The sequence below is a fragment of the Arthrobacter sp. CAU 1506 genome (assembly GCF_005047635.1).
Taxonomy (GTDB): Bacteria; Actinomycetota; Actinomycetes; order Actinomycetales; family Micrococcaceae; genus Crystallibacter.
In genome coordinates, this window is record NZ_SUKC01000008.1 from 105,024 (window position 1) to 123,891 (window position 18,868).

The following is an 18,868-nucleotide window of genomic DNA, read 5'->3' on the forward strand; positions in this document are numbered from 1 at the left end:
GTGCGCGCCGACCGTACCGCAGCCGCCTTGCCCGCCACTTGGGCAAGGCGGCTGTGGTGTTCACCGGCCCATTTAGTTCCTCCAGCCATGCTGCCCACGATCACCTCCGGGAGCGGCCACAGCGGCACGTCCCGGACCGCCCGCGGCCGCAGCCCTTCCCAGCAGTGAAAAGACCGGCAAGAATGTTGGCGGCAAGCACCGCAGACCTTCTGTCCGAAAGGCACACCATGGCACTGGGAATGAACCCCTACCTGCAGTTCAGCGGCAACGCCGCCGAAGCCGTCGAGTTCTACCATTCCGTGTTCGGCGGCGAACTGAGCAAGATGACCTATGCGGAGGGCATGGGGGACCAGAACCCACAGACCAGCTCCAACATCATGCACTCGTCGCTCTACGTAGACCGCGGGTTCCAGCTGATGGCCTCGGACGCGCCGGCCGAAATGCCCACCTCCGGCAACGGCACCATCTCGCTGAGCTCCAACGGCGACGATCCGGCCGACGATGACAAGCTCCGCAGCTACTGGGAGGGGCTGAGCAACGGCGCCACCGTCAACCTGCCGCTGGAACGGGCCCCGTGGGGCGACTACTTCGGCCAGCTCACGGACCGCTTCGGCGTCAGCTGGATGGTCAACATCACCGCACCGCAGGACGGCGAGACGCAGTAGCCGGGGCACAGACGGAATTGGGCGGGGCTCGGGGGCATACTAGGTTGGTTCTCGATGGTTTCCTCCCAGCCTCCCCGTTCCCTGTCCACGCCGCCAAACGTCTTTGCCGGGCTCAGCAACGCCTTCCGGGGCATGCTCATCGGGCTGGTCGAACTGGTGCCGGGCGTCTCCGGGGGAACGGTGGCGCTTGTCCTGGGCGTCTTTGAGCGCCTGGTGCTGTCCGCGAACCACCTCGTAGGCGCTGTCACCCATGCCGTCTCCAAGCGCGATGGCCGTGGGGCGGCCAACCAGCTGGGCAAGGTCGAGTGGGGCCTGCTTCTCCCGTTGGCGGCAGGCATGTTCCTGGCGCTCTTCGCGCTGTCAGGGCCGCTGCATCATTTCGTCGAGAACCATCCCGTCGTCGCCAGCGCCTTGTTCCTGGGGATGGTGTCAGCCAGCCTGCTGGTACCCATCACCATGGCCCGGGAAGCCGATCCGGCCGCGCCCACTCCCAAGGTGGCGGAGATAGGAATCGTCCTGGCGGTTGGCCTGGCCGCATTCCTGCTGCTGGGGCTTCCGGCAGGTCAGGTTGAAAGCCCCGCGGCGTGGGTCATTGTTCTTAGCGGTGCGGTGGCAGTCTGTGCCCTGGCGATGCCCGGACTTTCGGGGTCCTTTATCCTCCTGGCCTTCGGCATGTACCAACCCACCCTTGCGGCGGTCAGCCAGCGGGACTTCGGCTACTTGGGGATGTTCGTCGCCGGTGCTGTCGTTGGGTTGGCCTCCATCGTCCGAGTCCTGGCGTATCTGCTGCGGGTTCATCGACGGCTAACCCTCTTGGTCGCCACGGGACTGATTCTCGGTTCGCTCCGGGCCCTGTGGCCTTGGCAGCAGGGTCCAACATTGCTCTGGCCCGGCGAAGAGCCATGGGGCTGGCCCCTGGTCGCGGGCCTGGCCGGCGCGGCGCTGGTTCTCCTGTTGTGGTGGCGGGAACGGCGTGCCGACAAAGACCTGCGACCCGCCGAGTTTTAGGGTCGGCGAGCCCGCAGAGCCCTCGGGTCCGCCAGCCTGGCAAGCCCGCAGGCCAGCTGCCAAGCCCTCGGACCGCCCCACCCGTCAGCCAACCCTTCGGGCCGGCCGGTCCGCCGGACCCTGAATGATGAAAACGTGTCGGCTTTCCTCTTTCTGTCATCCCTCGGACGGGCAAGAATGGACCGGAGCACGCCCATCGACAGAACGAGGACCACATGGCCATCACTGACTTCGAACGCTACCCACTCACCTTCGGGCCCAGCCCCATCCACCACCTGCCGCGGCTCAGCCAGCACCTCGGCGGGGCACAGCTCTGGGCCAAGCGGGAGGACGTGAACTCGGGCCTGGCCTTCGGCGGCAATAAGACCCGCAAGCTGGAGTACATCGTCCCGGACATCCTTGCGCAGGGCGCGGACACCATCGTCTCCATCGGCGGCTTCCAGTCGAACCACACCCGGCAGGTCGCGGCGGTGGCGGCGAAGCTCGGCTTGAAGGCCGTGCTGGTCCAGGAGAGCTGGGTGGACTGGCCAGACCCGCTGAATGACCGGGTAGGCAACATCCTGCTGTCCCGGCTGATGGGAGCGGACGTACGGCTGGACCCGGCCGGCTTCGACATCGGTATCCGCGACTCCTGGCAGAACGCCATCGCCGAAGTGGAGGCAGCCGGCGGCAAGCCCTATCCCATTCCCGCAGGCGCCTCGGAGCACAAGTTCGGCGGGCTGGGCTTCGCCAACTGGGCCTACGAGGTGCAGCAGCAGGAGGAGGAACTCGGCGTCTTCTTCGACACCATCGTGGTCTGTACCGTCACCGGCTCCACCCACGCGGGCATGATCGCCGGCTTCGCCGCGCTGGAGGACGCCGGCGGCCGCCCGCGCCGCGTAATCGGCATCGACGCCTCCGCCACCCTGGCCAAGACCCGGGAACAGGTCGGCCGCATCGCCCGAAACACCGCGAAGCTGATCGGCTTGGAGCGGGACCTGCGCGACGACGAGATCACCGTGCTGGAGGGCTGGGCCGGCGACCTTTACGGCATCCCGGTCGACTCCACCCTGGAAGCCATGCGGCTCAGCGCCTCGCTCGAAGCGATGATCACCGACCCGGTCTACGAGGGCAAGTCCATGGCCGGGATGATCGACCTGGTCAGCAGCAAGCAGATCCCCGCCGACAGCAACGTGCTCTACGCCCACCTCGGCGGCCAACCGGCGCTCAACGCCTACAGCGCCCTGTTCCGGAGCTAGAAAACAACGACGGCGGCGCTCAGATGGGCGCCGCCGGTCCGGCATCGCCGTGGACCCTTCCCGCCCCGGGTTTCCGGGTGGGTGCTGGCGGCCCAGCTGCCGGGTGCGTGCGATCCGTAGGGGCTGACAACCGGCGGCCGGCAGCTACCTCCCGCCGGTTACGGCAGCCGCCCCGGCCTAGGCCGGACGGCTGTACCCGCCTCTCCCGGCAGCAGTTCCACCGGGCTGAGCAGTAGCGCCGGTCCGCGGTGCAGGATTCCGCTGGACAGGGGCTGGCAGCGCAGGCCGCCGCGACCGCGCATCGCGGCGTGGGCGCCCGGTGCCAGCATCCGGTCCATCCAGGCGCACGGGTGGGCGTGCCGACCGCCGCGGAACCGCACCTCTTTACCCCGGGATTCCACCGCGAATTCCTCGCCAATCAGCGGCGCCAGCTGGGCTCCCCGCAGCACCACGTTGCGCCGCGTCCGCAGCGGATCAAACGGCTCCGCGCCCAATTCGGCGGCGATGGCCTCGAGCGATTCCACCGCCATGAACGTGACCGCCGCATCCATGTGGGCCGCCTTGCCAAAGAACCGGTCGCCCACAATGCCCTTGCCCGCCACCACCTCGGCCCGGTCACGGTCTTCCGTAGGTACCTCGGCAGCGCCGTCCTTCGCCCGGCCAAAGTAGGCATGAGCCGGCGACACCAATAGGTGCATGATCTCGACGGGGTACCGGTACGTCGTCATGTTTCCAGCTTGCCGTACATGGGTAGGCCGTGGGGCTGGTTCAGTGCGGCACCCGGGTCAGCTCCACAACCCACTCGGGCGTCTGCTGCCCGATCTTCCGGTCCGTCACTACCCGGAGCCTGGCGGCCTCAACCATGACACGTTCGTACTCCGGGAGACCGGAGACCCGGGTCGTGGGCTGCTTGGCCTCGACGTCCCCAAGTGCGGTGACCTTCTGGGCCAGACTGTCGTTGGAAGCGACCTGCAGGATCCGCGCCTCTTCCTCGCCGGCCAGGTTGCTTTCGGCCAAGAGCGTCAGTACCCCCAAGCCGACCACCCGTCGGTCCAAGCTGGAGGACATCGAAGCATCCAGCGCCCATTCGGCCCGCTCCCACCACTGCGCCCGGCGGCTGGCTTCGGCCTGGGTCTGAGTGCTGCGCCAGCCGATGAAAGCAGCGATAACGGCAGCTAGCAGGATCGCCAGCGGACCCAGCGAGGCGAGCACGTCCCACCCGTCCGGGGCGCCGTTTTGGACCACAACCTCTACTGGATCAGGAGCCTGCAGCGCGATCATGGCTCCAATCTAGGGCACCCACCCCTCAATAAGGCCGACCGCCGTCCGGTCCACAGCGTTACACCGACGATTTACTACCCCCGCGAGGCCAAAAGCTGCGGATTAGACTCCTGCCCGAAAGCTGGGATGATCGGGCCATGAGCAAGAACCCACTGATGATCACCTCGGATCTGGCACGTGCGGCTCGTGCCCTCACGCAGGTTTCCGCCAAGGTCATTGCGAGAAACGCCGGCCTGGACAAGCAGCAGGTGCGAGACTTTGAGAAGGGCAACGCACCGTTGACGCCGGAGCAGAACCAGCAGCTCCGCCGGGCCCTGGGGCAGTTCGGCGTCGCCTTCATCGAGGACGACGACCACGGCGGCTACGGCGTCCGCCGCAAATTCAACGCCACCAAGATCAAGCGGATCGAAACTTGGGAAGGCGAAGGCGGGCCCGCCTACGAGGACGACATCTAGGCAGGGGCCATCGCCGTAGGCAGGGCAGTGACGGCAGCGAGAGCCGCAGTGTGCACCGCGGCTCCCGCTGACCTAGACGGCTGGAGGAGTCGCGCCGTCAGAACCGGTCTCGGACGTGCCGTTCTCGGCCATAGAGCGCCACGACCATCAGAATGATGGCGCCGTAAATGATGCGGCTCTGGGCCTCTGCCAGGCCGTTACTGACGATGATGGTAGACAGGCCCGTGAGGATGAGGGCGCCCAACAGGGTCCTGGTGAAGCTGCCGCGGATGCTGCCAAAGGTGGTCCCGCCGACGAGGACCGCGGCCAACCCGGAGAACAGGTATGGTTCGCCGATCGATTGTGCCCAACCGGAACTGAAACTCGCTATGAACATCCCTGCGATGCCGGCGAGTGCACCCGAGGCGGCGAACACAATTGTCCACACTGCGGTGGTGTTGATGCGGGTGAGCTTCGCTGCGCGGACGTTGATTCCGGTTGCGTAGAGGCTGCGGCCGGCGGGTGTGCGGGTGAGCCCCAGCCACAACAACACTGCAGCGGCCGCCACAATCAGGATGATGGGCGGAATCGGCAGACTGAACGTCTTGCTGGTGACTCCTGCCAAGGCGCGCAGGGAGTCTGGTGGCGCGGCAGCGTAGTTGCCATGGGTCAGGAACAGTGTGCCTCCCGTGATGACGGCGCCCATGCCCAGCGTCATCATCAGCGGCTCAACCCTCAAACGATGACAGAGATAGCCGATGGCCGCGCCGAGACCGCCGCACACAGCGATAGTTACGAGGAATGCCACCGGGACGGGCCAGCCTTGTCCGCCGGCCAGATTGGCTGCAACGAAGGCGCCGAAAATCACGTAACCGGGAATCGCCAGATCGAGTCCGCCAAGGATCACCACCAAGGTCTGGCCCATCGCGGCGAGCGCGAGCAGCGACGCAATGATGAGCAGCGCCGTGGCAGATCGAAGGTTGGCGATGCCCGGGACGGTCGCGACTAGCCATGCGACGATGACGGCGAGCACCAGCATTTGCAGGATCGGCTGTTGCAGCACCAACGTTCGGGTGCGGGACCAGAGCCCGTCTCGGGAGCGGGCCGGAGCGAGGGCGGCGTCGACTGAAGGCTGGGCGGTCATGCGGTTCTCCGTGAAATTCGAGGGCTAAGCAGCGTTGCGCCGAGCACAACACCGACGATCAGCAGCAATCCGTAGGTGAATTCGATGAGGTTCGGTTGGACCCCGGCGGAAGTCAGCAGTTGCTGGAGGAGGTAGATGGCAAGCGCCCCAAAGAACGTCCCGAGCAGGCCGCCCCGTCCGCCGCCGAGACTGGTGCCGCCGAGAACTGCGGCTGCCAGGCCAAGGAGCGCATACGTGGTGGCAAGCGAGGATCCGGAGGCCTGTAACAGGGCCGACAGGGCAATCCCGGCGATGCCGGCGAACAAGCCGCCCAGCGTGTAGCCGAGCACCCGGATCGCGGTCACGTTCACGCCGGATCCGTAGGCTGAGGAGTCGCTCTCGCCGGTGGCGCGCAGGTTGCTGACAAAGACAGTCCTCTTCAACAAGAACCACACGAGTGCCGCGGCGCCCAGCGTGATGACCGCACCGGGTACGAGGCCGATGGAGCCTGCCAGCGGCCGAGTCCAGTTGTCCGGCGCGATGACGGGGTTCTTTGCGATGGTCAACGAGGCACCGATGAGCAGGAACAGTACGCCGGTGGTCGCCACCACTGGGTGCAGGCGGACGACCGCCACAAGAATGCCGTTGATGGCGCCGACCGCCATCGCGATGGCAAGCAAGAGAGGGATTGCCAGCGGCCAATTACCCAGTCCGGCGGGGATCAGGACGGCGACGAAAACGCAGTTGATCAGTGTGGCCAAGGGGCCCACGGAGATATCTATGCCTCCGGCCAGGATGGCCGGTGTGGATGCGAAGCCGACCAACACGAACGGTGCGAGGGTGGCCAGCGTGGTACCGATCCGGCCAGGGGAGACGAAGCTGGGAGAAACCATCAGGTTTATCAGCAACAGGACGGCGCAGAGCAGCATCGCAAACGCGAATGGCCATCGTTGAAACATGCTCAGCACCCGGTTCATGCGACACCTGCGACTTTCTGCCCGAAATAGGCTGCGACGATAGCTTCATGGCCGATCTCGGCCCGCGCAATTTCCGCGAACAGGCTCTGGTTTCGGAAAACGAGGACGCGGTCCACAAGCTCCACGTGTTCTTCGACCTCGCTGGAGAGCATGACCACACTCATTCCCTCCGCGCAGAGCTGTTGGAGGGCAGCGTAGATCTCACGTTTGGTGGTGATATCCACGCCCCGGGTCGGATCGTTCAACAAGAGCACCGCCGGGTCAGTTGCCAGCCACCGGGCCAGCAGTACCTTCTGTTGGTTCCCGCCGGACAGTGTTGAGATGGCGTCGGTGGCATTGCCGAATTTAATGCTCAGGCTCTTTGCGGCAGCGGCAAACCGTTCGGACATACGGTTGGAACTCAGCAGCGGTCCCCGGCCGTCTTTCTGCATGGTGGGAAGCGCGAAGTTTTCCCGGATGGACATCGGTTCAAACAGAGATTCTCCCCGACGCTCCCTGGGCAAGTAGGCGATGCCAGTTCTACCGGAGTCGGGGTGCCTCGTGCTTTCTCCGCCGGCCGGGACCTGAGCGACGACTCCGTCGCCGTCGATGAGTCCCGCCAGTCGCCTCAGGAACTGGTCTTGGCCATGTCCTTCAAGGCCCGCGAGGCCGACGAGCTCGCCGCGGCGCAATGCGAAATCGATGGGTTCTGCTGCCGGGGCAAGCCGGATACCTTCCGCCGCAAGAACGGTGGGGCCGAGTTCGCGGTCCAGCGTTCCGTGTTCGACGACGTTGGAAGTCCCGGTCATATCAGAGATCAGCTGGCCAATAGACATGCTGGCGCGGTCCACGGTGGAGATGGTCCGCCCGGAGCGGAGCACAGTGACACGGTCAGAGATCTCCTCGACCTCGTCCATACGATGCGAGATGAAGAGGATAGCGCAACCCTCAGACTTAAGCCGCCGCATTTCCGCGAACAGGCGGTCACGCGTTTGCACATCCAGCGCCGCTGTCGACTCATCCAGAACGAGGACGCGAGGGTTGCGGACCAGCGCGCGGGCAATGCAAATGGCCTGCCGGTCTGAAAGGGAAAGGGCTCCGGCAGGAGAATCCAAATGAATGCCGTCGACCAGGCGGCCCAGCACTTCTGCGGCCGTCGCGCGTTGTTCCGCGCTGCTGCGGCGGCGCCGGAACATGCCGTCCGTTCCGAGCCAGATGTTCTCGAGAACTGATTGGCTGGCCGCGGTGAGCACTTCCTGGAAGACCGTTGCGATCCCCGCGGCATTAGCCTGCCGGGGGGATCGGAAGACGAGGGCATCGCCGTCGAGCGTCAGGTCACCGTCATCCGGCCGGTGCACGCCGCCAATGATCTTGACCAGCGTGCTCTTACCCGAGCCGTTCTCTCCGAGGAGGGTGTGAACCTCGCCCGGTTTGACGTGCAGGTGGCCGTCGGCGAGAGCGATGGTTGCCCCAAAGCGTTTACGCAGCGCTGACAGGTGCAGACCTGTCGACCCTTCTTCCATATCACTCCTCCTCGAGTACGCCATGTGACGCATGCCACGAATAATACTAGACGAAACGTATCGCATCGGTCTACTGTTCTGTCAAAGGCGCATACGGCGCTGACTTAAGGAGGAGTGCAAAGATGAAGAAGCGCACGAATGTAGGGCGCCCTGCCCTGATCGGGACGGCAGTTGTCACGCTGGCGGCTCTCGGACTCGCGGGGTGCTCCGCGGCTGGGTCACCAGATGCCGATCAGGTCGCTCAGCCGGCCGCTTCGGCGGCCGCGGGCCAGTGTGGCTCTGTACCGGACCTCGGAGCGAACGATCCGGACGGGCTGCTCAAGGAGTTCAGCCCCGAGACTGCGGCGGCCTACAACGCCTACCCGCTGCCGATCAAGAAGTCGGTCTGGGCCGACTGGAAGTCGGAGAAGGACGGGAAATACACGGCAGCCATCGTCGGCATGCCTCCGGCCAGTGCGTTCGTCAACGTCATGCTGGATACGGTCCGAAAAGAGCTGGCAGCCGCCGACGTCGAGATCGTCGCCGACCTTGCACCCGACGACCCCACCAATGTGCCGTTGCAGTTGCAGCAGTTCAGCCAGGCTGTCGCTCTCAAACCGGACATCATCTTCTTCATTCCCTTGGCCGGCGAACCATCCGTCGACGCGGTGAAGGCCGCCGGTGAGGCAGGCATCCCCGTGGTCTCCATGCAGTCCATTGTCGACTCGGAGTATGCCGTATCCGTAACGGGCAACAGCGTGCTGCAGGCGATGAATGTCGGCGCGGGCACCCTGAGCGCCATCGGTGGCAAGGGCAACGTACTTCGTGTTACCGGAATCCCGGGAATCTCGAATGAACTGTACGCAGAGGAGGGCTTCCAGAACGTGCTTGAGCTGTGCCCCGACGTGTCGGTAGCTGGTGAGGTGACCGGATTCTTCGAAGCGACCACCGCGCAGACTGCCACCTTGCAGTACCTCGCTACGAATCCAGCTGGTGTCGACGGCGTCCTGCAATCGGGCACTATGGGCCTCGGTGTTCTCAACGCGTTCCACGAGTCGGGACTTGAGGCACCCCCTATTGCGGACATCGGCGCCACCCAGGGCTTCGCAAGCTGGGCTGCCCAGAATGCCGACTACCCCTACGTAGGGTCCACGACGCCAACGGTCAGGCAGTCGCAGGTAGCCGTGGATATCGGACTGCGCATCCTTAAGGGCGAGGGGCCGAAGATCAACCAGTTCGTCAACAACCCATTCGTTGTAGACCGGTCGAACCTCAAGGATTTGGTAGATCCTGCGTGGAAGACGACGGATTCAATGGATCTGGCGGGCGACCCGGAGATGTTCTTCCCGGACGAAGTTCTCAAGGAGTACTTCAACAACCCGAGCAGCTGACGCGTTCCGGGTACGGCATAGCTAAGATGGCACCCAAGCTTGCAAGTCCGACGTCGAACTAGTTCCACGGCAAGGACGACGAGACCTGCAGGCGGTCGCTCATCTGATCGGCGTGCACCATTGGTGCACGCCGATCAGTAGTCATAGGAGACAGATGAAAATGGGCTGGTTGCGCAGCGATGGGAAAGCTCAGCTCGTGATGTCGGCTGGGCTGGAGTGATGGCGCCCGTGCTGGACACCCGATCGGTATCACCCTCGGACCGTCAGGATTACTGGTCGGAGGGGATCGCGCAGCATTTTTTCCCGATGCGCGTTGAGGCAGTGGGGGCCACCTCGTTTGAGGCCCGCTTGGCAGGCGGCGACATGGGGCCGGTGGCGGTCCGGTCTATCCAGGGCCTCCCGCACCGGGTGGCACGTACACAGCAAATGATCGCGGCCGCCGATCCGGAATGCATTCTGCTTTACCTGCTGACTAAAGGGTCGATTTTTATTGAGCAGGACGACCGGAGCTGCGTTCTTCGGCCGGGAGCGATCGCCTGGCAGGACACGTCGCGGCCCTCGACGTTCGAGGGCCGCGACGGCTTCGAAGTGCTGGTGTTCAGCGTTCCGAAGTGGTTCATCGGGGCACGGGCTGATGGCATCGCCCGTCGCACCGCAACGGCGATCGGCGCAGGGGAGGGGCGGCTCACGCCCCTCGCAACGCCGTTTCTCGCGAGTCTCGCCCGGACCGTAGTCGACGGTGAGGGGTTGCCGAGCAGCGATGCCGAAGGGGCCGCCGAGATGTTGTTACCACTGCTGCGAAGTGGTGATGATCAGGAAGGAAAGCCCGAGGCAACACCGCGCTCCGAGATGCTCCTGATCCGAATGCAGCGGTATGCCATGGAACATCTTCAGGACCCTGAACTGGGTCCGGAGCAAATTGCACGGGCCCACTACGTATCGACGCGATATGTGCACAAGCTCTTTGCCACATCGGGCGCAGGCGTCTCGGCTTGGATCCGGGAGCACCGGCTTGAAGGCGCCGCGGCCGAGCTGCGAAAGTCACCGGAAACACCGATTGCAGCTGTTTCGACGAGATGGGGCTACCAAAATCCTGCAAGCTTCAGCAGAGCGTTCCGAGAGAAGCACGGTTGCGCCCCACGGGATCTCAGGCTTCTTCCGCAACTGGGATGACCCCGGCGTTAAGCCCTCCGTCCTCACCTGGCGACGTCTATAACGTCCAGATCCCGGCCAACGACCATACGTCCATCGAATCCCTTGGCGCATTCTGCCCAGACTGATTCGGGCTGGACGACAGGAACGAGGTGGGAGAGCACAAGTGTGCCGACATTCGCCTCGGCCGCGATGGCTCCCACTTCTGTCTTCAAGGTGTGCGCCTGGATCAGATGACGGTACAGGCCCTCTTCTGCCTCGCTTCTAGGGGCGGGGAACAGTGCTGCCGCCCAGTCTTCGTCGATGACCTCGTGCACCAGCACGTCGGCGTCCTGGGCCAGCCGCACCATATTCGCGCATTTTGCCGTGTCGCCGGAGAACACGACGGACCCGTCGTCCGTATCAAACCGGTAGGCCAGAGCAGGGAATACCGGAGCATGGTTCACCAAGGTAGCCGATACCTTGACACGATCATCTTCGAAGAAGGTAAATGGCTCCATATCCGGCGCTGGTGTGCCATTTGGATCCTTCAGGTACCTTTCGGGGACGGGAACATCCAGGGCTTCCCACAATTGGGATGGCGTTGGCTTTCGGTTGTCGAAGATGCGGTCGTTGAGGTCGGTCGCGAACATCTGCATCATGAGATCGGTCATCTCTTTGGTGCCAGGCGTCGGGTTACTCGGGTTGACGGGCTCAGGAGCCGGACCCTTGCCGAACAGCGGGGGAAGCGCCCCGCGGTTGCCGGGGCCCCAGACCGGGATCCGGCTGACACTTTGCAGGCCGTTATAGATCCCGTTGACCAGCACGTTGTTCAGGTCAACGACGTGGTCCGAATGCAGGTGGGTCAGGAAGACGCCGGCAAGGACGTCGAGTGGACCTTCCTGGGGCGATTTGTTCTCAGGTCCCAGATCGGCCTTGCGCAGTTGGGTAAGCACGCCGTGTCCCGCGTCGATCAGGTAGTAGCGGTCGCCGACAACCAAGGCGGAGGCGATGCCCGCGCTGTTATTGCCTGGAAAGTGGGTGGGCCCTCCGGCCGTGCCGAGCAGCACCAGCTTGGTCTTCGAACCGGAGGATGGCGGCGGCCCGAACTTGCGCTGGGGGGTCTCGGCCGTGCTGGCCTCACTCGGCGTGCAGGCTGTCAACGCGAGGCCGGCGGCACCGAGTCCGAGTCCCGCGATCAAACGGCGGCGTCCAAGGCCGGTCCGCATTTCGGCCGGTAGGTCAACACACATAAGTATTCCTCGTGTTCTAGGAGTGAAGGCCGATCGCCAACCGCAGCCAAGCGCATCGCGTGGTTTCGCAGTGGAGGGAAGATGAGTCTGAGTCGTCAGGGAAGCCCGCGCCATTAAGAGGGCGGGCTTCCCTGACTGCGCGATCAGGCTTGCGGGTAGCCGGCCTGCCGGAGGCGGCTGCCCCAGATCCCGGACTTGCCGGGAGCGATGATCCCGTTCGGGTCGAGCGTGTCCTTGATCGTCTCGTTGAAGCGACGCTGGGCGTGATCGTTGAAGCCGAACTGATCGGCCGCGAGGTCCATGAACGACAGGTGCGCGCGGTATTCGCCGTAACCGCGTTTGCCGGCCTCGGCGACCATGCGCTTCGCGATGGTGTAGGCCTTATCGACCTGCTCCGGGTTCTTCGTGTCGAACGGAATCACGTTGATGAACGTGGTTGCCCGCGCGTTGATCGGCAGCATGCCGCCGAGGAAGTCCAGCCCGGCCTCGGCGCACATTTCAGACATCAGCTTCTGCGCGGCCTGCGCGTGCTGGGACGTCAGCGGGATCACCGGCGAGAAGTCGACGTGGCCGCCTTCCTCGCCCCCGGACCAGCCGGCCATCTTGTACAGATCCTGGCTCGGCACGCCGATCTGCACCCGCTCGTGCGGATTCGGCAGCGTCTCCCACGCATCGGCGCCGTGCTTCTCACCTGAGATATCGACGCCCGGAATCTGCAGGAAACGCGCCTTGAGCTTCGCGAAGTTGTGGTCCACGACCGCCTCGTCGCCATAGAGCGCGAAGCGCATCATCCAACGGCCAATGCCGAGCTCCTTGGCGATCTTCTCGATGACCTCCTCGGGCATCGGCCCGTCGCCGTCGTACCATTCGGCGCGGGTCGAGAGCATCGAGGCGATGCACAGCGTATTCGACAGCTGCGGTCGCATGTCGATGGTGCCGGCAAGCATGAGCTCGCGCAGCGCATCGACGACGGCGGGCAGCTGCGAGTCGTCCCACAGGCGCAGCCAGAGCGGCATGTAGATTTCCGGCTTCGGCATGAGCCAGTAGCCCATCTTCGTGACGATGCCGTAGTTCGACTGCATGAACATTTCGGTAGAGGTGGGGCCGAGGCCACGCTTATACAGCGGCCAGGTCGGGTTATTGTCCATTGCGCCCGACCCGGTGCGCAGCAGGTCACCGTCGGGGAGCACGACCTCGAACCCGCAGTGCGAGGCCTGGTCGATCGAGTAGGGCATGTAGGTGAGCCCATGCTCAAGGGTGTTGGAGACGACGCCTCCCCAGCCGATGTCGACGATGGAGGCGACGAGGTCGTGTCCGCCGGCCTTGATCGCGTCATGCAGGTCGTACCAGCTCACGCCGGGCTCGACCATCGCGTAGCCGAGTTCCTCGTTAATCTCCACGCCGGTCATCTCCCGGAACGAGACCATCACGGAGCCTCGCACCTGGGGTGCGGCACCGCCGTAGCCGTTGTTCTTGCCCCGGCCGATGGGCCACAACGGAACCTTGTACTCATTGGCGATCCGCACCACTGCCTGGACGTCCTCGACGCTCGTCGGGCTGACGACGGCGGAGGGAACGTTGGTGGCGGTGCCCGGAACCTGGAAGGGATCCTGGAAGTCCTCCAGCGACGCGGCGTCGGTGGCGACCTTGTCCGCGCCGATCGCCGTGGCGAACGCGGTGAGCGCCTTTTCGAGTTCGGCCTCAGAGACTCCGGGTGGGGTCGGTAGCGTCGACGTTTCGGTGGTGCTGCTCATCGTCATCATCTCCTTTGATGCAGTGAATGTGGGTGGTGCGTGCTGTCCATGGTGCGCCACCTCACATCTGCGTAGGGGTCCACGGGCGCCATGGTGCAGTCCGTGCACAGAAGTGTGCGCGGACTGCACCATGCAACCGATCGGGTACCGGCCCGTATCGGTGCGTGGTTGCGTGGGGTGAGGTACTACGACGAGATGAACGGAGAAGATCCATGGCTGCTGGCCGCTTGGAAGGAAAAGTTGTCCTGCTGACGGGCATCGGAGGTGGGATGGGCCGTGTGACAGCGCGGCTGTTCGCGGCCGAGGGCGCGGTGGTGGTCGGAAGCGACCTCAATCCTGACAGTGCAGCTGAGACGGCCCGTCTGGTAGCGGCCGACGGCGGATCGATCGAGTCAAGCGCGCCGGTGGACCTGAGCGACCGGGCCGAGATCGATCGCTGGGTTGCCGACACTGCGGCACGCCACGGCCGCATCGACGTCCTCTACAACAACGCCAGCCTGCCGCGATTCGCGCCGTTTGCCCAGATGAGCGCTGATGACTACCAGTTCACCATCCAGAACGAACTGGACCTGGTGTGGCACGCCTGCCAGGCAGCATGGCCGCATCTGGAAGCAGCCCGCGGCGCGATCGTTAACATCGGCTCGGGAGCCGGAACCCAGGGCGCACGAGCTCTGCCGCAGGCCGCCCATGCCGCCGCCAAGGGGGCGGTCATCGCCCTCACCCGACAACTGGCGGCAGAAGGAGTCGCGGCCGGCATCCGCGTCAACTGCTTGAGCCCGGGAGTCATGGCGACGCCGCCTGTGCTCGCCATGTTCGACGAGTTCGGCGAGGATGCACCTGTCGCTCCGATCATTGAGCGCACTATCGATGGCAAGCCGGGAGACCCGCTTGCGGTCGCCTATGCGGGCCTGTATCTCGCCTCCGACGAGGCGAAGTGGGTCACTGGGATCAATCTTGTCGTCGATGGCGGAGCCAGCGCGATCATGTAGGCCGGCGAAAACTCCCACAGAACCACGACGACGGCGGTGCTCGCATAGGCGAGCCCGCCGTCGACGTCTTAACCGTTAGGGGATGGGTGCATTCAGGTTTCCCAGCAAGGGAGCCTGAATGCACCCATCTCAATCGTCAGTTCTTGGATGCCTTCGATTTTGAGCTCGCCAGCTTATCTGCGATGCCCATGAGGGTCGGTGATCCTGTGGCGGCGATCAGGGCGGCCTCCACCGGGCGCTTGAGCTTGACCGAGACGGGTTCCTTCGCCCCTCCGAGAACCGCTTCGCGTCCCATGGCCGGGTTCTTGTGGCAGCGGACGGGCACGTTGAAGATCAAACGGCGCAGGCACGAGTTGTCATGGTCGCACCAGACGATCTCCTCGAGCTTGCCCTGGAGCACCTTGTTGGGGAATTCGGGATCGGCCAGCAGTTGCCGGGCGAGCATGATGCCGTCCGCGTGGCCATTGGCGATCGCGTCGGCGCTCTGCTGCGGATCGTAGGTGCTGCTCAGGAGCAGCGAAATGTTCGGCATCGCGGCACGGAACGCCTGCGGCTCGCCGTGCTCCAGCATCGCCCCCGATGACGAAGAGACATTGGCATCCATCGACTCATAGTTCCCGTCGGTGAGCGCGATATACCCCAACCCCGCCTTCGCGACGATGGTAGCGATCTCCGCGAACTCCTCCGGACCCTGCCCGTCGGGCAGGTGGTCGTTCACACTCATCCGAAGACCTACCGGGTAGTCGGGGCCGACCTCGGCCCGGATTGCGCGCACCGTGTCGGTGAGGATGCGGGCACGGTTCTCGGCGCTCCCGCCGTATTCGTCGGTTCGCCAGTTGGTCCGCGGCGAGAGGAAGGAGGAGTAGAGGTAGCGCATGTGGGCACCGAGTTCGATGCCGTCGAAGCCGGCGGCCTTCGCGCGCCGGACAGCGGCGACCGTCTGTTCCTGGACCTTCAGGATGTCTTCCTTGGTGATCTCGGCGGGAGTCGGGTTCGTGCGCCCGCCGGGGATGTAGAACCCGTGCGGGAGGCGGGGCGCGCCCATGTGGACGGGTTTCGGGCTCGCCGCCAGCGTGGGCCGTCCTTCACCCGGCACGCCCATGGCCCCGAAGCTCGGAAAGATCTGGGCAAAGATCGGCACGTCGTGCGCGTGCACGGCATCAACCATGCGCTTGAGCCCCGGGATGAAATCGTCCCGGTCGAACCGCATCAGCGGCTGGAACGGTGCCTCTTGGTTCCCTCGTTCGGTGGCGACGCCGCCGCCGATGATCAGCAGCCCCGCGCCGCCGCGGGCACGAGTGGTGAGGAAGGCGATGGTTTGGTCGCTCGGATGCCCGTCCTTCGTGGGCTGCAGCACGGCCATCGGGCTGAGCACGAAGCGGTTCTTGATCGTGAGGCCGTCGATCTTCCAGGGGCTCGAGAGCACCTCGGCAACGGTGGTGGCTTCTGGGGACATTCTTTTTCTCCTTGGTCATCGTCAACAGTAGAGGGAGGGGGATCCGCGGGTTCACGGATCCCGGGGAAATTACGAAGGCGTGTGGTGTCCGTTGGAGTTCGCTAGTTGCTGATCGAGCGGGATCGCCGGCGGTTGCGGGACCCCGTCACGCAGGCCCTCGATGGAGTCAGTGCCTTGCTTGCCGGCTTCGAGGCGAAGACCGCCCAAGGTCAATATCAAGGCGCCGACCGGAAGCAGGAGAGCGAGGAACAGGCCGGATAAGCCCAGTCCTGCTCCGATGAGCGCGCCGCCGGCGACGCCGCCCGCTGCGGTGCCTACACGGGCTGCCAGGTTGGCCGTCCCAAGACCGGTGCCACGTGCATGGGCAGGATACGCGACTGCGGACAAGACGTCTCGGCTGGGGCCAAACCCTGTTGGCAGGATGAACCCGAGGACGGTGAAGATCACCAGGAGCGTGGCAAATTCCCGCAGGGGGAACAACCCAACGATGAGAAGTCCGACCAAGGAGGACAAGAGCACCAGAGAGATGACCGCGTACCTGGAAAACTTCTTCAGGAGAGCGCCGAGGATGAAGGTACCGACGACGCTCGCTGCGCCATAGCTGCCGACGATGGCGCTGCTTTGCACCGTGCTGAGGCCTGGGACCGGAGCCTGGAGCAACGTGGGCAGGTACTGCGCAATCAACAACTGCGTACCTAGCGCAATGAATGAGAAGACCCATAGCAGCACCGTGGTGACAGCGAAAGGGCGCGAGAGGATGAGTCGGAAGGCCCCGGAGTCAGCCTTCGACTGGCCCAACGGTGCAATGTCCACCATTGACAAGTCACGCCCTGGCGCGAGCCGGGCCAGCGCCCTTCTGGCCTTGTCGATCTCATTGCGGGATGCCAGGAGTATCGGCGATTCCGGCGTGATGACGGCAAAGGCAAAGGCGATCATGAGCGGGATGACGCCAGCGGCCACCATCAGTGGCCGCCAGCCACCCGAGGGAATGATGATACCGGCTAGCAGGGCGCCCGCTGTGGTTCCGAGGCCGACTCCCGCGTAGGCGAAGGCAAGCATCTGTGCGCGTCGTGCTGCTGGTACTAGATCGGCCAAGAGCGTGAGGGCGAGCGGCATGACTGCTCCAAGACCGAGGCAAGCCACGAATCGCCAGAGAACGAACATCTCGAAGTCCGACGCTGTGCCGCCGAGAATGGTGGCCACGCCCACGAGTAAGAGGGCAGCGGTCGTGACGCTCTTGCGTCCCCAGCGGTCGGCTAGTCTGCCGGCCACAATGGCGCCCAGGCCCATCGCAACGAATCCGCCGGTCACCACGAAAGCAATCCCGCCGATCGGGGTCCCCCATTCCTTGACCAGCGAGGGGAAGATATGGCTCACGATGGTGATGTCCATGCCATCAGCGAGCAGGGTCAGAAACAGCACCGTGAAGATCAGCCATTGACGCCAGCCGACGCCAACACTATCGATGAATCCCTGCACGTTTTGTCGTGCGGCTCCGCCTGGAGTCTTCATGCCTAGGACCGAACCTCTCTGTTCCGTTTGGTTGCAAGGAGCACTGCGCCTTCACCTCTAGAGCCAGGACCAAGGTGCCCCCAGTGCGTGGGCGATTTCCTGTGTGCTTGCCTCCAGCGGAGCAGTAAAGTGACGCCGGGTGGTGTCCTCGCTGCCCCCCGATCAACCGCTTGTCATGGGCAAGGAAAGGCCATGATGCCGTTCGGTGCAGGACGTATCGTATTGGTTAGAGTACTAGGGCAGCTGCTTGTGATCAAGGGCACGTCGTTGCGTGACGGATCTGCGGTCGCGGAGTCTGGTGTCGGGCAGCGGCATGGACGGCGGCACCCATTTGCCCACTTAATCGCCAGAGACGATGGTGAACGTTTCGTATAGGACGTTTCAGCCCGTAAAGTGAGCCTTATGGCGGTACGAAGCGAACAAAGTCACAAGGCAATTCTCGAGGCGACCATGGGGTTGCTGGACGAGTCGGGGCCTGCTGCGCTCACTGTTCAGAAGCTCTCCATCGAGCGCATCGCGCGCGAAGCCGGCGTGAGCAAGACGACGATCTACCGCTGGTGGCCGAGCAAAGCCGCCGTTGTCATCGACACTTTTCTGGAGAACCATGTCGCGCGCACTCCGGTTCGTGAAGATGTGCCTGCAATCGACGCCCTGCGGGAGCATCTCTCCTCGCTTGCAGTGATTTATGCAGGTCCGGAGGGGCGGCTCATTTCCCAACTTGTCGCGGAAGCGCAGTATGACTCGGCGACAATGGAAGAATTCAAGAACCGTTTCTGGCTTCCCCGTACACGCGCCGTGACGGCGATAGTGCGAAGGGCAATGGAAGAAGGGGCGATCCGTTCCGACCTGGAGCCAATGCTTGTGACGGAGCTGCTCTACTCCCCGGTGTACTTCCGCCTCCTCTTCCAGTCCGGTCCTCTAGACGCGGATGCGGCAAATGCCATCATGCAGGCGGCTCTCGAGGGGCTCGCGGTTTAGCGGTAGGCCGTCCACGTGGGCTCTGGGCTTTAGGAGCGGGTCCTAAATCGCGTTACGCAGCCCCATTCATCGTTGTACATCCGATACGGTTCGTATAGTATTGCGTCTCAGATGCTCGTCAGCTTCCTCTGCGTTGCGAGGACTCGCCGTACCAAGGTGGCGCCGTTGCTCGCCATGTTCCTAGAGCCTCCTGCCTG

17 protein-coding genes are annotated in these 18,868 nt (G+C 64.3%); 8 read left to right on the forward strand and 9 right to left on the reverse strand.

Features of this window, described 5'->3' with window-relative positions:
* Positions 1–227: 227 nt before the first annotated feature.
* The 3 genes from E4J89_RS10895 to E4J89_RS10905 all read left to right on the forward strand — a co-directional run bounded on the left by E4J89_RS10895 (position 228) and on the right by E4J89_RS10905 (position 2,911).
* Complete coding sequence (locus E4J89_RS10895; RefSeq protein ID WP_136786161.1) at positions 228–665, forward strand: VOC family protein; 438 nt, start codon at positions 228–230, stop codon at positions 663–665.
* A gap of 54 nt (positions 666–719) precedes the next feature.
* Positions 720–1,673, forward strand: coding sequence for a DUF368 domain-containing protein (locus E4J89_RS10900; protein WP_136786162.1), 954 nt, complete (start codon positions 720–722; stop codon positions 1,671–1,673).
* Between the two features lie 215 nt (positions 1,674–1,888).
* The gene (locus E4J89_RS10905; protein ID WP_136786163.1) at positions 1,889–2,911 is read left to right on the forward strand and encodes a 1-aminocyclopropane-1-carboxylate deaminase; all 1,023 of its coding nucleotides are present in this window, start codon (positions 1,889–1,891) and stop codon (positions 2,909–2,911) included.
* A gap of 158 nt (positions 2,912–3,069) precedes the next feature.
* On the opposite strand, the gene E4J89_RS10910 is transcribed toward E4J89_RS10905, so the two are convergent.
* Complete coding sequence (locus E4J89_RS10910; RefSeq protein ID WP_136786164.1) at positions 3,070–3,639, reverse strand: MOSC domain-containing protein; 570 nt, start codon at positions 3,637–3,639, stop codon at positions 3,070–3,072.
* Between the two features lie 40 nt (positions 3,640–3,679).
* Entirely contained in the window at positions 3,680–4,192 is a 513-nt protein-coding gene (locus tag E4J89_RS10915; RefSeq protein WP_136786165.1) for a hypothetical protein, read from the reverse strand.
* Between the two features lie 137 nt (positions 4,193–4,329).
* Here E4J89_RS10915 and E4J89_RS10920 point away from each other — a divergent pair, with 137 nt between their 5' ends.
* Positions 4,330–4,647 carry a hypothetical protein gene (locus E4J89_RS10920; protein WP_205754468.1) on the forward strand — a complete coding sequence of 106 codons (318 nt, stop codon included), beginning with the start codon at positions 4,330–4,332 and terminating at the stop codon, positions 4,645–4,647.
* A gap of 97 nt (positions 4,648–4,744) precedes the next feature.
* On the opposite strand, the gene E4J89_RS10925 is transcribed toward E4J89_RS10920, so the two are convergent.
* From E4J89_RS10925 to E4J89_RS10935, 3 genes are read right to left on the reverse strand one after another with little or no spacing between them, the layout of a single operon-like run.
* Complete coding sequence (locus E4J89_RS10925; protein WP_136786166.1) at positions 4,745–5,770, reverse strand: ABC transporter permease; 1,026 nt, start codon at positions 5,768–5,770, stop codon at positions 4,745–4,747.
* Complete coding sequence (locus E4J89_RS10930; RefSeq protein ID WP_136786167.1) at positions 5,767–6,726, reverse strand: ABC transporter permease; 960 nt, start codon at positions 6,724–6,726, stop codon at positions 5,767–5,769. The genes E4J89_RS10925 and E4J89_RS10930 overlap by 4 nt, the downstream gene beginning before the upstream one ends.
* Entirely contained in the window at positions 6,723–8,261 is a 1,539-nt protein-coding gene (locus E4J89_RS10935; protein ID WP_169303980.1) for a sugar ABC transporter ATP-binding protein, read from the reverse strand. Before E4J89_RS10935 ends, E4J89_RS10930 begins: the two co-directional genes overlap by 4 nt.
* Positions 8,262–8,350: 89 nt before the next feature.
* On the opposite strand from E4J89_RS10935, the gene E4J89_RS10940 reads away from it, so the two are divergent.
* Together E4J89_RS10940 and E4J89_RS10945 are read left to right on the forward strand one after the other, a co-directional pair.
* On the forward strand, positions 8,351–9,598 hold the full coding sequence (locus tag E4J89_RS10940; protein ID WP_136786169.1) for a substrate-binding domain-containing protein: 1,248 nt from the start codon (positions 8,351–8,353) through the stop codon (positions 9,596–9,598).
* A 219-nt stretch (positions 9,599–9,817) separates the two neighbouring features.
* A complete protein-coding gene (locus E4J89_RS10945) occupies positions 9,818–10,771 on the forward strand; it encodes a helix-turn-helix domain-containing protein (RefSeq protein WP_136786170.1) in 954 nt (317 codons plus the stop codon).
* Between the two features lie 23 nt (positions 10,772–10,794).
* Here E4J89_RS10945 and E4J89_RS10950 read toward each other — a convergent pair whose 3' ends face one another.
* Both E4J89_RS10950 and E4J89_RS10955 read right to left on the reverse strand, forming a co-directional pair.
* Positions 10,795–11,982 carry an MBL fold metallo-hydrolase gene (locus E4J89_RS10950; protein ID WP_240691852.1) on the reverse strand — a complete coding sequence of 396 codons (1,188 nt, stop codon included), beginning with the start codon at positions 11,980–11,982 and terminating at the stop codon, positions 10,795–10,797.
* A 143-nt stretch (positions 11,983–12,125) separates the two neighbouring features.
* Positions 12,126–13,736: an FAD-binding oxidoreductase gene (locus E4J89_RS10955; protein WP_169303981.1), complete on the reverse strand. Its 1,611-nt coding sequence runs from the start codon at positions 13,734–13,736 to the stop codon at positions 12,126–12,128.
* A gap of 212 nt (positions 13,737–13,948) precedes the next feature.
* Here E4J89_RS10955 and E4J89_RS10960 point away from each other — a divergent pair, with 212 nt between their 5' ends.
* Complete coding sequence (locus E4J89_RS10960; RefSeq protein WP_136786172.1) at positions 13,949–14,725, forward strand: SDR family oxidoreductase; 777 nt, start codon at positions 13,949–13,951, stop codon at positions 14,723–14,725.
* A 136-nt stretch (positions 14,726–14,861) separates the two neighbouring features.
* On the opposite strand, the gene E4J89_RS10965 is transcribed toward E4J89_RS10960, so the two are convergent.
* On the reverse strand, positions 14,862–16,181 hold the full coding sequence (locus tag E4J89_RS10965) for an NADH:flavin oxidoreductase (protein WP_136786173.1): 1,320 nt from the start codon (positions 16,179–16,181) through the stop codon (positions 14,862–14,864).
* 69 nt (positions 16,182–16,250) lie between these two features.
* Entirely contained in the window at positions 16,251–17,693 is a 1,443-nt protein-coding gene (locus E4J89_RS10970; RefSeq protein WP_136786174.1) for an MFS transporter, read from the reverse strand.
* Positions 17,694–18,095: 402 nt separating this feature from the next.
* Here E4J89_RS10970 and E4J89_RS10975 point away from each other — a divergent pair, with 402 nt between their 5' ends.
* Positions 18,096–18,671, forward strand: a complete 576-nt coding sequence (locus E4J89_RS10975; RefSeq protein ID WP_136786175.1) for a TetR/AcrR family transcriptional regulator — start codon at positions 18,096–18,098, stop codon at positions 18,669–18,671.
* Positions 18,672–18,868: the final 197 nt, after the last annotated feature.